This window comes from Novipirellula sp. (assembly GCF_041583735.1).
Lineage (GTDB): Bacteria > Planctomycetota > Planctomycetia > Pirellulales > Pirellulaceae > Novipirellula.
The window spans coordinates 1-15467 of sequence record NZ_JBFHFD010000148.1 but is presented as its reverse complement, the minus strand read 5'-3'; the positions used below and the strand labels follow the sequence as shown (position 1 = coordinate 15467).

Sequence of the window (15467 nt, the reverse complement as noted above, 5' to 3'; positions counted from 1 at the left end):
TTGTCTGGTAATCGCCCTGTTGTCCGGCAATGAAATCGAGCGTGTTACAGAACACTGTTTCGCGAACATGAAGGTCTGGGGACGGAGGTCCTTTTTACGCTATGGGCGATTTCGGGGTCTTCCTCGTGGGCGGATGGTAGACCAGAGACCGAGACGGTCCGCAATCTCCTCCGTCCAGGTTTCATCCCCAAAGGGACGTTCATGCTGAACGCCTCACGTTCTTTTTCGGTCAGAGGTTCATTGACCTTCTCGACCCAAGAGGGCGACCGCGAAATTGGCCATGGAGACAACATCATTGTTTCCGGCTCCGATTTTTGGATCCAACGCCACAACGAGCCATACCGCCAATGTTCCGCACGTTTCACCAAACCGGCTCGTAGAGCATTGCGTTGGACGTATCGACAAACCACCAAAAAATGAGCGTCGTCTTGAATCGGAAAACTTTTGAAGCGAGACTGGCATAACCGCCAAAAAGACCCCCGTCCCCTTTCTCAAGACCGTCCCCCTTTTCTTCGCCCGAGCCTTCCCTACCGTTTCCTTCGTCTTTGCTCATTCCAACCCCGCAACTGGGACGCTCATCGCAGATTTGAACAGTTTATCTGCGTTGGCCCTTTGAGCGATTATCTCTACTTGCGTGCAGGGATTCTTCAACACTGATGCCTTCGCACGGTCGAAGCATTCAGCAGCTGTTGCACATGCACCAGTTTTTCGATACGCTCGCATCTCGAGTTTGATTTGAGTTGCACAATCACGTTTTTGGAATTGATTTCTGCACCAATCAGAAGCATGAATCAATTCGTGAAATAACGCAGTACTCCATGAACAGTCGCTCTCTGTCTTCTGATAATGTATATCAATTGTCTGCGTGTGGCGCCACCAACTGCCACCGCACGGGCCGCACTTGCAACAGATCCTTGCAAGGCAGCGTCGTTCAACCTCCCCTCCCTCCTCCCATCTAGCGGCTTTCGCAACGTATCTCCTAGTGTTAGTCAGGGCAAAATGCAGCAACTTCCCTACTGCGTCCGTGGCTTCGACATTTTCCTTCCACGTCAATCCTGTGAAGCAGTAGGTGACCTTATCAGGACTTGTGTATTCGTTGTAAGTCACCTTTCCCTCTAAGACTTTCTTGATGTTAGCCTTGCACTCTTCAAGAGACAAAAATCCGAACGGATCTTTGTGATTTAAAGCTCTCGATTGCACGTACTCGTAAACGTTGACGCTATCGGTAAAGCCCAATGGATCTCGACTAAGAAACCTCCCCTGTTCGCTGTCCTGGTATCGATTACGGTAATAGTGCAGCCCTGTCTCGGAATCCAATCGTCGCCCCGTATACATGTAGGGATTGTCCACAGCACTCGTACGACCCTCAGTAATGACATCATCCCCACCAAAATTAACCACGCCGTTGGGTCCGGGTTCAAAGACGGTTTGTCGTCCGTAGGCATCGTATTGATATCCTTCGAGGATATCGGCTGACGTATCGGTCAAGGCATGTACTGAATACAGCGTGTTCTGGTGATAAAACAACCGCTGGTCCCCGGGGCCGGTGGCCGTGTCATCGCCTCCGAGGTTGCGATCCAATACGAGTGGCTCGTCGATGTAGTTGCCGTAAACGTACTGCTGTGTCAGTGCGTTGACGGCGTCACGTTCCTCGAGCACTTGCCAACCGTCATAGTAGAAATCGGTCGTGCCGTCTAAAGCCCCGGAGTTGCTGACGTCTTTGCGAATGCGGCGGTTCGCAGCATCGTAGGCATAGGTGGCGATCAGATTGCCGTCGGCATCGGTGACTCGTCGCAATCGATTGCGGTAATCCCACTCGTATCGCAAATCGTTTGTGCCATCGACCGTTTGATTTCCGTTGTCGTCGTAATCGAACGTCGTTCCGTTTTCGGTGAGCAATTCGTTGAACGAACTGTGCGTGCGATCAAGTCCGTCAACCTGGTCCCAATTGCCGACGCCGTCGAGATCCCACTCGCTGTGCAGCGGATCAATCGCTCCGGCATCCGGCCGGTCGAAGTTGATCAAACGATACGCCGAATCGTAGGCATACGTTTCGCTGTTGACTGGATCGTGCAGTTTCTGCTCATTCAACTTGTTGTTCATTCGATCGTACTCGTGCGTGAAGCCAACGATCAGTGAGTTGTCGCCGCGGAGATGGCGCAGTTGGGTCGGGCGGCGGAGTCCGTCGTAACCATCGACCGAGTTGCCGGCGTCGTTCAAGTACGTCATCCGCGTGTCGTTCTGTGGATAAGCTCGCACCAATACACGGAAAGCACCGATATAGTCGTAGTCGACGATCGGCAATGCCGCCCCAACGTCCGCCACCGTGTTCAAACGATCAAGGTTGTCATAGGTGTACCCGAGTTGCCGGTCGTTGGGATACGTCAGAGAAGAACGCAGATTCTCGGCTCGCCAAGCCGACGTGATTGCTTCGGCGCCGAGCGGGCCGATCTGCTGCGTTTCTTCGATCACTCGGCTGAGTGAATCGTAAGCATAGGTAATAATAGAGTCGTCATCGGTGGATTCCGGTTCGTTGTTGTCGGTCGCGTTGACCAGACGCGAAAGACCATCATATTGGTAGTTCTCAGCATTGGTACCAATCACGATCGGCGGATTGCGTCGGTCGGTTGGATTCGAGCGATCACCTCGCGGGAAGGGATTGAAAATCGGATCGAATCGATGAACGTCGCGTTGCCCGGCTCGGAAAACACGGACCGCGATCGAGCGGTTGATCGCGTCGTAGTCGGTAAAGACTTCGCTGTCGTTTTCATCTTCCAGGATCAAGACGTTGTCGTCCGGGTCATAGCCCCAAACGATCGTGGTCGGCGGACGGTCGTCCACGCGATCGGCCAGCGATTCGAACGACGGGGCAATCACATCAATTCGTGACTCGGCCGCGGACAACTGTCTTTGCACCAGCGTACGCGAAATCGATCGGGGGCTGTTGATCGTCGCCGCACTGGGCGTGACAATCGTCCGCGACCCGAGAATGTTTGCGTAGGTGTACAGCGAGTCGACGGTTAGCCCCTTTGTTTCACTGACGCGGCGATTGAGATTGTCGTAGAGATAGACCGTAACGTTCCCCTGGTCGTCGATCAGCGATGACAACAGCGAGTTGTCGTCATACGTATAGCCAGTGCGGATGATCCCGTCGCCGCCACCCTGCCCATCGATCGGGTCGTCATCCGGTGGCGGCGTGAACGATTCGGGGACCGCTGGATCATCTTTGACGCCAAAGATCGATGCGCCGACGTGCTCGCCATCACCCGAGAAGGTTTCGCCCGTCGACGCAAGCAGGTCCGTTAAAACAACTTCTTGAAGCGTTTGACGATTGATCCCGTCGTAGAAGTACCGTGTGACGTTTCCAAAGTCGTTGATCGCGTTGACCGTCAGCGGGCCTGGCGCGAACGCACGTCGTACGATCGATTCGCCCGTCAGCGGTCCTTGAGCATCCGCCATCGCGACGAGGTTATCGCGGCTATCATAGCGGTAGAACATCGTCTGGCCGATGTTGTCCGTCGTTTGCTGGACACGGTTCAAGCTGTCGTAGAAGTAGGTGGTGATAAAGATATCGTCCGACACCCCCGGCACCTGCGAGACGTCGATCTCACGCGTTTCGATCACGTTGTGGTTGTCGTCATAGGCGGTATTGCCCAAGTTGCCTTCGGGATCGCGAGTGCGGATGACGCGGTCGACACCGTCATAGAAGTATTCATAGGTGTCCTCGTCGTCTTCGACTAGAAATTTGGTGCGACTGTTGCGATCGTATTCATTACGAGTGCTGACGCGGCCGATGATGGAAACTCCAATCAAACCTGGAATGGCACCGTTGTCGCCTGGCGTCAGATTACCACCGCCGATGTCGGTTGCGCCGTCTTGTACATCCGGCACCCTCACCATTGGAATTGTGTTCACAAACAGCACGCGATCGGTTTGAAAGTTGCGGTTCAGCTCGTCATGCAAACTCTCGGTCGCTTCCAACAGGTTATCGTTGACCAAGTTGCCGACTTGGATCACGCCCAATGTTGAAACAGGAAACGCCAAGTCATCAGGACCATCCGAGGTTGGGCTCGGTCCACCGACCGGTCCAAAACGCGTTGTCCGCACGACGTTGCTGACCGGGTCGTATTGATAGACCGTCTGGTTACCGACGCTGTCGATGACACTGGTCAAGCGATCGAAACCGTCGTAAATGTAGCGAGTGCGATCGCCGGGACCGACATCAGAGTTATTATCTGCTGACAAATCGGTATCGTCGGCATCGGAGGTTTCGATGACGTTGCGATTGCCATCATAGACGAACGTCGTGCACTGACACGGGAATCCGCCGCGAACGTCGTAGCGGGTGGGATCGAGTCGCGCCAGCAAGGTCTTTGCCGTACCTCGCGGATTTTCACGAAACCGTTCGGCAGGCACGGTTGCGCCTCGAGTCGTCCGGAACAACAGATCGCGTTCGTCATAAATCGCCGTCGTTGCGTTGCCCTCGGGCAGTATCGTCAACACTTGGTTCTCATTCGCATCGTAGCGATAGCGAGTCCGCAAAGCATGAGGATCCGCACCGCCGGTAACCTCCTCGAGCATCTCGATTTGGTTGTCCAAAATGTCATACTTCATCAGCGAGTCGACAAATGCGGTATCGCCGAATGGATCGGGATCAGGCAGGATCACATATGTCGACCGGGAATTGGGACGGGCACGCCAGCGTGAGTCCAAAACCAGTTGTGTTGCCGAATTGGAGACGATTCGGAGGACCTGCCCCGCGCCCGCGCCGCCCGTAATTCGCACCAATTGGCCGACGAACTGGTTAACCGCCCATGCCTGAGTTGTATCATTCAAGGTGTTCGTGCCGTTGCGTCCGCTCGATTGTCCCGTTTGACCACTGATCAATGCCGGCAAATCTTCCAGCGGAAGATTGCCGTCGACGTTTGACGTATTGCCTCGGTCTTCGACTTGCCGCAACACGACGTTGTCATTGAAGTCGTAGAAGACGCGTTCGAGATAACCAAAATCGGTGAGATCCAAAGGCTCGGCGGGATCGGGCGGATCAGGAGCAAATCCATCATGCGCAGCGGCACGAGTGATTTGCACGACTTGATTTAATTGATTAACAGCGTAATCGGTGACAATCCCTCGACCGTCGACCTCGCGAGTCACGTTCCCGACGGGGTCATACGAATACTGCATCCTGATTTCCGTGATCTCGGGATCCGTGCCTGAATTTCGCAGCGGATTCATCTCGGCATCGCGGATCGTTTCCTTCAAGTAGCCGCCGGTCGTGGTGTCGAGCAGACGGCCGTCGGCTGGCGGATCGCTCAGCGTGCCATCGCCATCGGGGTCATCTTCGCGGTTGTAGACGTAGACGTCGACATTGCCTTCGGGATCGGTCATTTCAATCAGTTGCCCGAACGCGTTGTAGACATATAGCTCGACAATCTCTTGCTCGGTATCTCCTTCCAGAAGTGCTTGATTGGATCCGGGGATATGGTTGACGGTCGGGTATTCGATGCGAATCACGTTGCCGTTGATCTGATTGGTGATACCGTCACCATTGACATCCCCCAAATTCATCACGATTCCGGCGTCATTGAGACGTTGTTGGACCTCGGGAATCGTGATACCTAACTCGGCCGCCAATCCAGCCAAGTTGTTTCCTTCTTGGTAATCAAACGTATAAGTCGTGGTGTAGCGATCGGGGTTGGGACTGGGCTCTCCCGCGAGCGGAATCGGCGGAACGAACAAGTCGTCATTTCCGCGTGCGTCGGTGCTCGTGCGGATCTGGTTGTAGATCGGCTCAAACGTGTTTGTGCTGACGATGGTATCCTGGTCACCGCCGCGAGCATCAGCCGTTTGAACCGAGGTTGTCAGGTTGCCTTGCTGGAATCGATCAAGATTGGCGACATCATAAGTTTGCTCGGTGGTGTTCCCTTCGTGGAACGTCGTTCCCGCTGGTTCGTAGTCACTGTTCCAGTCAAACCGCGTTTCAAAGAATTCAGGATCATTGGACCGGATGTCGCGGTTGGTAAACTCCTTGACGCTGAGAATGTTGTTCAACTGGTTGAACTGATACTCGGTCTCGTTTCCATTGCGGTCGGTCACCGTGGTTTGCCAAACAGGCGTGGTCACATCGTCGGGCGAAGCCGGCACACCAATGCCTTCGTACTCGTACTCGATCGTTCCCCCCGCCGGCACGCCCGAATCATTGGTTCCGCCCAAGGTTTGCTGAATGACTTGGCCGACATTCCCCGAACGAAGGCTGGTTTCGTATTCGAGTTGGATGCGAGGCGGTCCACCGCTGGCAACTTCGTTCGGTGCCGTCACGGACAACAGGTCGTGGTTTAGCAGCGGGAAATCGAAGCCCGACGAGTATTCATATATTTCCGTCTTTCCATTTTCAAAGTCGTTGCCGGTCGGAGTCTCGGTGACTGCGGGCGACGTGACGGCGACCAGATCATCGTTGTCGTCGTATTCAAAAAGGATGCTGCGATCAAAGAAGTCACGAACTTCGATTAAGCGGTTGTCGGCGTTATAGAAGTAGTCGATGGGGCGGCCGAGCGTGTCCACGACGCGCTTCAACAATCCGTCGCCGTTGTACTGGAAGGTCATCGTGTTGTCGTTGCGATCGGACCAGGATGTCATCCGTGCAATGCCGTCGGCATCGGGCGTGTCGTAAGTAATGACCGTGCCATCCTGGCGACGTTCGCTGAAGCTGCCATCGCCCGGATTTTCGACCAAATTGGTGTAGTAGCCACGCGGCGAATTGAAGGAGCCATCGGGATTCTGGACGTAGATGTCAGAGCGGTTTTCTCCTTCAAAGATCACCACGTCGCCCGCTTTCGCGTCCGGGAAACTGAACTGCACGACACGCTCGTTCGCTGCACTCACTTGGTGCAAACGGCGGTTGTAGTTATGGTCCCAGTTATGCCCCAAGGGCCCGTCGAGACTAACGTCGCTACGATAAGTCCGCTCAAAACGCCAATTGAACCCGCGGCCTGGAATCTCCAAATCGACCGTGGTGTAGCGGTATTCCCCATTGTGCAGAAAGACGGAGGGTTTCCCTGTGTCATTCTCGACTCCCGGCACCGCGTGACAAACGGCACAAACGGGCGTCTCCGTAACGCCAGCAATCACATCAACCTCAAAGAAAAATCGCTCCGGCGGATGCTGTCGCACATCGACATTGACGATGAACTCAAATGACTCGCCTGGATCAAGATAGCCGTCGCTCAGTCCACCAACTCGGGCGGGACGAAACTGAGCACCGACGCCCCGGTTCGTATCCGTGTCACCTCCAGGGTTGTGCAATTCGCTTGCATTCTCGGATTGTTTGGCTTCATCTTCGATGTACGGATCCAATGGGTTTGCCGGTCCGTCGTCCACTTTGCAGGGATCCGGTGAACAGCTTGGACCATCGAGCCGCCGTACTTGGACGATGGGGTTGATCAGCCGTTGCTGGCTAGTATTGGTAAAGGTCGCGACGATCGGAAACGGCCCCAAATCGTCGGGTGGATCGATTTCGGGGCCATGATGGTGACCGTTCGGACCTCCGTGATGAGAAAACCTGCTGGTCAAATTGTCATCCAAGAACGAATTCACAACGACCGGAACGTAAGGTGTATTTGCGTCGACCTCGAACGGGTCGGCTGCAGCGGTAGATGCCGCAATCACAGTCGGTGTCGTCGAGATGACGTCGTTTGGCGTAACGGTTGAAACGGACGCGACTTGCATTTTTTGCGTTGGCAATGAGTTGATCACCAACAAAGCATCAAAGGCGGTGACGACACCGTCGCCATTGATATCGAATTGTCCTTGCCGTTGTGCTAGCGACGCTCCGGATGACGATGAATCAGCGGTCCGTCGGTCCAGCGCGTTGATGATCAACAGAGCGTCCAGTGCGGTGACCGAGCCGTCGCCGCTGGTGTCCAACGAACCAGCAGCCAACAACCAGCGGGCTTCGAGCCGCTCGAGTATCAAGCGACGCTTCCGATTCACGTTTTGACTTCGCTTCCGCTGCGTGGAACGACGCTTCGACATGATCGCAACTCCCGAATAAATAGCTTCGGTAGCGATCCGATAAATAAGACCGCTAGTCAATGAGAAGGCGTTCTATCAAAACGTTTGTTTTGAATCGTTTCGGTCGCAGGGTCCCCCCACATATCCTTGCATCGACGGCCCTTGCTAATCCAGCTCACGTCCGTGCCAGCCGTACTATCGAGATCTCATCACCAATACTTCCCCCCCCGCCTTCGCATGTCTGCTTTCTATAGTGGTTCGTCAACAAATCAATTAAAACCCAAGCATTTTCACGATAATTTCGAATGCAAGAACTTGGCTTTGCATCTACGCCTCGCCTCGTTCGACAAAATTGGGTTATCCAGTCACACTTCGTGCCAATTTGTACAGCCAAAGCCTTCGATGCACCGGTGCGAATCGTATTGCACATTCACACGGATACCAGCAATTGTCACTCGATAAGGCGAAAGCCCACTACGACAATCCGAAGAACCTCAGCAATCGGACGATCATGTGTCGGGGATTGCGATAGACATAGATCAGACGAAATGGTCGAACCACGTAGTACAGAAACCGCAAGCGAGTCGGCAGTCGCCAGGCGATTTGATCCGCTTCGCTTGGAGTCATTAAATGCATCAGTCGCTGCGGTAATCCAAACAATTGCTCTCGACCGTACCGATAGCGATCAATTGGATGGTGCCAAACTCGGAAAAAGTAGCGATGCAAATGTATGCCTCGAAGAGGCCATCGATGCTTAGAGAAAAAGTCGCGAAGCAGGATGTCGACCAAGCATCGCACGTCATCGTCGTTCGCGACCCGCTGCTTCATTCGCGCTGGAAGCTCAGCAGCGAGTAATCCCTGCGCTAGCGCAAGCCCCAGCAGCAACACTCGTTCACGGCGAATGCGAGCGGCTTCCGCCCACACCCACTGCCAATCGATTGGATAACGACGAATCAACTCGGAAAGATCCACCACCAACTGCAATCGCGCCCAGCGTTCTTTCGCGCCGTGGGCACACAGCACCAGTAAATGATGCTCTGGACTCAAAGTCGGAATCATCGTTCCCCGATACGTCACCCAACTGCGTTGCCCCCAAAGTGTCTCTTCCTCTAATTCGCAGGACCAACAGCGTGGCGTAAACGCCCAATGCACTTCGACGACAACTTTGCCGTCCTCGCGGATAAAGCTGTAATGATACCGATGCTTCAAGAAATAGCGTTGCTGGCGGGCGGAGATCGCTAGCCGGTATCCGTTTGACTCTAGCATTGTGGTGGTTCGTGCAAGATCGGACTTGTGGATCAACAGATCCAAATCACCAAACCGGCGCAGCAACAAGTGGTCGTACAGCGTTAACGAAAGTGCCGGACCCTTGAACATGATCGCTGGCAATGAATGCTGCTGAAACCGTTCCAACAAAACACATAGTTCATTGGTTAGCAGCGTGTTACGCAGCGCATTGAGCTGCCGCGCCGATCGCAAATGATCGACCACATCCGCCGGAATAAGACCGGAGTATCGATTGAGATGAGATGACAATAGCGGCAAAATCGCGTGTCGCTCGGCCGCACGAATGACCTTGCTCCAATCAAGGCCGCATCGCAGAAGTCGATCAAGTGTTCGACAGTGTGATTCATCCAAGTGAGACCTGCTGCAGCAAATCAGCAACCCGATTTCGGGTGAGAACTCGGCCACTGACGACGAAGTATTCAATCTTCGACTCCGTGTAATAACGAGCATTAGTGCACATCCGCACCCTGCGAAAATAAACCAATTGCACGAAGATCTTTTGCCAACCTAATTTGCCTCGCTCTTAGGCGAAGTCTAAACTAGCTGCATCAACCGATCGCGTCCACCAACACAACTGAAGGTTCGCGGTGAGATTTTCCAGGATACCTCCGGATCGACGCAAGCTGCTGTTGCAGGCAATCTTTTGGTTGCTTGTCGATGGCGTCTCTTTACGTCTGTTCCCGACGTGGACGCTGCGAGTCGCATACGAACGACAACCTCGATCGAACCCTCACGGCCATGTTGACGCAAGAAATATTGCTCGCGGCGTCATGATTGCAACCAATTACGTGCCTTGGCATACGTGTTTGACTCGCGCATTGGTTGCATGCCGATTACTTCAACAACATCAAATCCCATCTCGGCTGCAGATTGGGGCAACTCGGATTGACGGAAAATTCCAAGCCCATGCCTGGGTTGAATCCAACGGCAAGGTCGTGATTGGCAGGACACGTGATTTGGAACGCTTTGTTCCGCTTATCGACAACAGCACGGTGAACGCAAAGCAAGTGGCATGACGATTTCATCAGTGATTGGTTAACAAACGAGGAATGAGCGAATGAAAGACTTGTCGAAACCCCAGGATTCCCAGGTGAGCGACACCGTGTCCGACAACGCGAACGCTGCGTTGGTGAAGCGACCGTTCGAAAAACCCAAGCTAACCTTTACACCGCCCAAATTGGTCAAGCACGGCGAGGTGACCGAGTTGACGGGGTTCTTTGGCGCGTTCTCGCCCTGAGGCTTCGTCGGTGAGATCTTCCATCGCATTTACCAATCGCCGGAATGGTTCGAAACGTGTTTCGACACAACTGGACGCTTCGGTCAACTTTCCGCACTGGAGTTTATCGTTGTGTGGTGCGAATGTGTTGTTTGGGCACGATTGCCCCGAGCGATCCGAGAGACTCCGTCGGTTGCTGCACGAGTTGTTCGTCGTATCGGCGGAAGAGCCCCGCAAATACACCGCGCCGCTGCGGATCCATTTCTCGCCAGAGCATGACACCCAATTTGCAACGGAGACAAAATTGCTGAGCGATGCCAGCGGGCTTCGCGTTGAAAGTCTCCCCGGCGGCTTTGTGCTCGACTGCCAAACGGCACGACTTCACATCGACGTCGTTGGTGGTGTCGGACGCGGCGATTTCCAGGACTCCTTTTTTCGCTTGCCCAAAGACCAACAGCGGCGATTTCTGCTGCTTGCCCTTGTGATGCTGTTCCGCCGCGATCAGCGATTCGCATTGCATGCAGGGGGAATCGTCACCCGAGACGGACAAGGCTGTCTCATCGCCGGACGCTCAGGATCGGGCAAGACGACACTGGGACTGAGCCTGATACAACAAGGCTGGAGCTACTTGTCCGATGACGTGGTCGTGTTGCATCAAGACGAAAACAGAGCAAACGAGATTGATGCGTTTGGGATCAATCGCGGACTGGCTTGCACACCGGAAACCGCCAAACGGTTTCAGCACCGACTGCGTTGCCCGGACCGGTTTGGTGAGAAGTGGATCACACAGCTAAACGGTGCAACACGCGTCACGGCAGCCGTCTGCCGCCCCCATTTGCTGCTTTTTCCGATTATCGGCAACCGATCAACCAGCCAGTTGATCCTACTGAGTCCGCTCGAAGCGATGAACGAGTTGATCCAATTCAGTGCGGGGATCATGACCCACCGCAAAGAAGCGACGCGACAGCTTCAAGTGCTCAATCGTCTGGTGGCCCAGTCCCGGGCATTCCGAATGATCGCCGGCCGGGACGTGCTCGAGTGTCCACAGCAGGTCGCCAAATTGCTCCGACATGCTACGGAGAGATAACGAATGCCTCGGATCGTGATCGAATTGACCAACCGTTGCAACTTGAGTTGCCAACATTGTTTCTCGGGACGGCATGGCGGAAATGCCGATTTGCCGCTCGCGATTCTCGATCACCTGCTGGCCGAAGCTGGCCCGCTTGGCTTTGACTTCATTGCCTTCACCGGCGGCGACCCCACGGTGTATCGCTATTTCGCTGACGCGTTGGCTCATACATCACGAGTCGGCATTCAGTTTGGCATGGTCACCAACGGTCAGAATTTCAAAACGGTGTACCCGATTTTACTTGAGCATCGCGACCACTTAAACATTGTCACCTTTAGCGTGGATGGAGCGTCAGAAGCGACCCACGATCGCCTTCGCGGCCAAGGCTCGTTCCGACGCGTCCTGCAGGCTGCCAGCATTTGCATGTTCAAAGACATTCCGTTTTCAATCAATATGGTGGTGACTCGAAACAATCAGCACGAAATTGCCGATCTGGCCGAACTTGCCGCTCATCTGGGTAGCCGCGGCGTTCGCTTTGGCCATCTGATGCATTCGCCCATTACCACGGCTCAACGACTGGATCTCTCACCCAAGGAGCGAAGACGGGTCGAAATGGAAATTGCGGAATTGCAGCACGATTCTGCAATCGCCGTTTCGATGGGACCAGGCTACTTTACCGAATCGCTGTTTCCCTGCGCTCCGCTGCAGATGCAAGAGGTCAACGTGGATTGTCACGGCAATCTGACGAAGTGCTGCCATCTATCAGGACATAATTCCGCACAAGCCGCGAGTGACGTGATCGGAAATCTGAGTGAGATCTCATTTGACGAAGCGTACCGACGACTGGTCGCCGAGAACGATGTTTTTCGCGAAATCAAATTAAAACATCATGCCGCGGGTCAGTTTAATGAAACCGACTACTTTCCCTGCTGGTACTGCTCACGCCATTACTCGAAAGTGGACTGGCTTCGATCGACAGAGCCCAATGTGTGGCAACTCGCGTTACAGTAGCCAGTCAACGGAAACGAGTTCAATCCTTACAAACGAACGACCTCAACGGACACCACGATGATGATCGATACCACCACCAAGGTTGTGCCGCACGACGAAACGCTGTTCACGCAACTCGATGACGGCGAAGCCGTGTTGCTGCATCTGAAAACGCACGCCTACTATGGGCTGAACGAAACAGCCGCCCGCATTTGGCAGCTGATTTCCAATGGACTCAGTTTGGGCGAAGTCTGCCAGCAAATTCAAAGTGAGTTTGATGTCGGCGACGAAGAACTCTTGCAGTACGTTGTCGCTTTCGCTGAAGAATTATCGACCGCAAAACTGGTAGAGCTGAGTTGCTGAATTCCAAACCGTCCCCACTTCGATTGAACGTGCGGCCTGCGATCGATCGCGACACCGCAGAGCTGGCGGGCTTGTTTCGAGATCAGGCGGAATACCAGCAACAGTTATCACCGCACTTTGCAATCGTCGACGGATTCGACTGGTCGACACTGGTTTCAAGAAAAATCGCTCAACGCGAATCCGCGATTTTTGTCTGTCAGTCCAGCCAGACGATTGTGGGTTATCTCAGCGTACGGCACACGCGGTCGGTCGGCGACCGAGCCAAGCCGGATTTACGTCGATGGATCCGTCGATGGGTGAGCCCGCGTCCCAATCGATCGATCACGCCAATCCAAGCTCGCAGCTACGGTTTCGTCGAAGACTGGTATGTCGCCGCCGATTGGCGGCAACAAGGGATCGGCCGAAGGCTTTGGGAAGCAGCACAAAAATGGTTCGAAGAGAGGGAGGTCAAGGAGATTGATACGACAATCTGGGTCGATAACGAGCCGTCCATCCAGGCTTTTGAGCGTCTGGGCTTTGCCTCCGTTCGTGTAATGATGCGCAAAACGTTGCCCCAGGACTGAACTTGCAAGACTCCCACTGCAAGGAAAAACGGTCCGACGTTTGGATAACCAGCGGGACGTGTAGCCGCGTCCACGACGGGATCGATACTCGCTGAGCGGGGGGCGATGGTGGATTGTCCTTCGAGCCTCCGCTAGATTGTGCGAACCACGCCATCCCTATCTTAACGCCCTGCCACGCGAACCTACGGAAACATCATGGAATCGATCCAGTTAAAAAGCGGACGCTCCGTCCCTAAGATCGGACTTGGACTTTGGAAGATCGACCAAGCCGAAACCGCTGAGGTGGTGCAAGCAGCGATCGATTGCGGCTACCGACATTTCGATTCCGCCTGTGACTATGGCAACGAAGTCGAAGCGGGCAACGGACTGAGCCAAGCGATTCGCGATGGCAAAGTCACGCGTGAGGATCTTTGGATCACTTCAAAGCTGTGGAACACCTACCATCGCCCCGAACATGTGCGTCCCGCGCTCGAAAAGACGCTCGCCGATTTGCAGCTCGACTACCTCGACTTGTATCTGATCCACTTTCCGATCTCGCAGAAGTTCGTCCCGTTTGATCAACACTATCCGCCGGGATGGTTCGCTGATCCCAACGCGGAATCGCCAAAGATGGAACCGGACCATGTGCCGCTGATCGAAACCTGGCAAGCAATGACCGAATTGGTTTCCGCGGGCTTGGTTCGCGAGATCGGTGTTTGCAATTTTAATATTGCACTGATCCGAGACTTGGTGAACCAAAGCGATACGCCACCGGCGATGTTACAAGTCGAACTGCATCCGTACCTGACTCAACAAAAATTGCTGCGATTTTGCCGCGAGTCCGAGATCGCGGTGACCGCGTTTTCACCGCTTGGGGCTCAGTCGTATTTCCAACTGAACATGGCCGAGTCGGGTGAAGCGGTGATCGAGCAAAACAAAATCAAAGAGATCGCGTCACATCACGATCGAACCCCGGCGCAAATCGTGTTGCGTTGGGGAATCCAGCGTGGCACGGCGATCGTGCCCAAAACATCGAAGACCGAGCGATTGAAAGAGAACATCGCCCTGTTTGATTTCGAGTTAAGCGACGAGGAAATGAAAACGATCGATGCGATGGACCGTCATCGTCGCTTCAACGATCCAGGCGATTTTTGTGAAGCTGCGTTCAATACTTTTTTCCCAATCTACGAATAGCACTTGAGACCACGAAGATGCATCAACACGAAAAATTGAACTATGTCGAATTCCCCTGCAAAGACCTTGCGGCCACCAAGGCGTTTTTTGGCAAAGCGTTTGGTTGGACGTTTGTGGATTACGGCCCGCAGTACAGTTCGTTTGCGGACGAGGGACTCGACGGCGGCTTCTTTCAATCAGATCAAGCGGCCACGACCGCCAATGGCTCAGCACTGCTGGTTTTCTATAGTCAAAAACTCGAAGAAACTCAGGCCAAGGTCGAATCGGCTGGCGGGACGATCATTAAGCCGATCTTTTCGTTTCCCGGCGGACGGCGATTCCAGTTCACCGAACCAAGCGGCAACGAATTTGCCGTCTGGTCGGATCAATAGCGGCATACGACGCGATGAGGCGAAACCACTCGGCGTTTTGACGGTTGAAACAGGGTGGGTGGATCGAGCGAGGTTTTGTCCATTTTGAAAAGGCGGCGATTTCGGCGTCAATGAAACATCGCCGTGCAGGTTCCCTTGCTGGGGCAGCAAGATATGATGTAAACACGGTTCAACATTCGATTTACAATCGACAAGCCCACCTATTTGCCGTCCTCCCACCCCATTTTCGAGCCTGCAATGCAGCCTTTTGACACCCAAAGCCGAACGCGTGTGGTTTTTGGCGCAGGAACGCTCTCACGACTCGGCGAATTAGCGAGCGAATTTCGCCCTAAAAGCGTGATGGTCGTCAGCGACGCTGGATTGATCAAAGCAGGCCATTTCGAACACGCCGTCGCCTCGCTCGAAGCGAGCGGTTTGAAGGTCGA

The 15467-nt window shown here is 54.2% G+C and carries 11 protein-coding genes; 9 read left to right on the top strand and 2 right to left on the bottom strand.

The genetic code is table 11. From position 1 onward, the window contains the following. Positions 1-549: 549 nt before the first annotated feature. Both ABX962_RS13285 and ABX962_RS13280 read right to left on the bottom strand, forming a co-directional pair. Complete coding sequence (locus ABX962_RS13285; RefSeq protein ID WP_372720136.1) at positions 550-8031, bottom strand: RHS repeat-associated core domain-containing protein; 7482 nt, start codon at positions 8029-8031, stop codon at positions 550-552. A gap of 453 nt (positions 8032-8484) precedes the next feature. Continuing rightward, positions 8485-9720, bottom strand: coding sequence for a nucleotidyltransferase family protein (locus ABX962_RS13280; RefSeq protein WP_372720135.1), 1236 nt, complete (start codon positions 9718-9720; stop codon positions 8485-8487). A 164-nt stretch (positions 9721-9884) separates the two neighbouring features. Here ABX962_RS13280 and ABX962_RS13275 point away from each other — a divergent pair, with 164 nt between their 5' ends. The 9 genes from ABX962_RS13275 to ABX962_RS13235 form a co-directional block, all read left to right on the top strand. Continuing rightward, positions 9885-10313, top strand: coding sequence for a lasso peptide biosynthesis B2 protein (locus tag ABX962_RS13275; protein ID WP_372720133.1), 429 nt, complete (start codon positions 9885-9887; stop codon positions 10311-10313). Positions 10314-10354: 41 nt separating this feature from the next. Then, positions 10355-10534: a lasso RiPP family leader peptide-containing protein gene (locus ABX962_RS13270; RefSeq protein ID WP_372720131.1), complete on the top strand. Its 180-nt coding sequence runs from the start codon at positions 10355-10357 to the stop codon at positions 10532-10534. Positions 10535-10544: 10 nt separating this feature from the next. Then, entirely contained in the window at positions 10545-11600 is a 1056-nt protein-coding gene (locus tag ABX962_RS13265) for a hypothetical protein (RefSeq protein WP_372720129.1), read from the top strand. Positions 11601-11603: 3 nt separating this feature from the next. Continuing rightward, positions 11604-12593 carry a radical SAM protein gene (locus ABX962_RS13260; protein WP_372720127.1) on the top strand — a complete coding sequence of 330 codons (990 nt, stop codon included), beginning with the start codon at positions 11604-11606 and terminating at the stop codon, positions 12591-12593. Positions 12594-12650: 57 nt separating this feature from the next. Further along, positions 12651-12935 carry a PqqD family protein gene (locus ABX962_RS13255; protein ID WP_372720125.1) on the top strand — a complete coding sequence of 95 codons (285 nt, stop codon included), beginning with the start codon at positions 12651-12653 and terminating at the stop codon, positions 12933-12935. Then, positions 12929-13498, top strand: a complete 570-nt coding sequence (locus ABX962_RS13250; protein WP_372720123.1) for an N-acetyltransferase family protein — start codon at positions 12929-12931, stop codon at positions 13496-13498. Before ABX962_RS13255 ends, ABX962_RS13250 begins: the two co-directional genes overlap by 7 nt. A gap of 195 nt (positions 13499-13693) precedes the next feature. Further along, on the top strand, positions 13694-14671 hold the full coding sequence (locus tag ABX962_RS13245) for an aldo/keto reductase (protein ID WP_372720121.1): 978 nt from the start codon (positions 13694-13696) through the stop codon (positions 14669-14671). A 17-nt stretch (positions 14672-14688) separates the two neighbouring features. Continuing rightward, on the top strand, positions 14689-15042 hold the full coding sequence (locus ABX962_RS13240; protein ID WP_372720119.1) for a VOC family protein: 354 nt from the start codon (positions 14689-14691) through the stop codon (positions 15040-15042). Between the two features lie 237 nt (positions 15043-15279). Next, positions 15280-15467, top strand: a 188-nt coding sequence (locus ABX962_RS13235; RefSeq protein WP_372720117.1) for an iron-containing alcohol dehydrogenase, incomplete at its 3' end; no start/stop codon positions are given.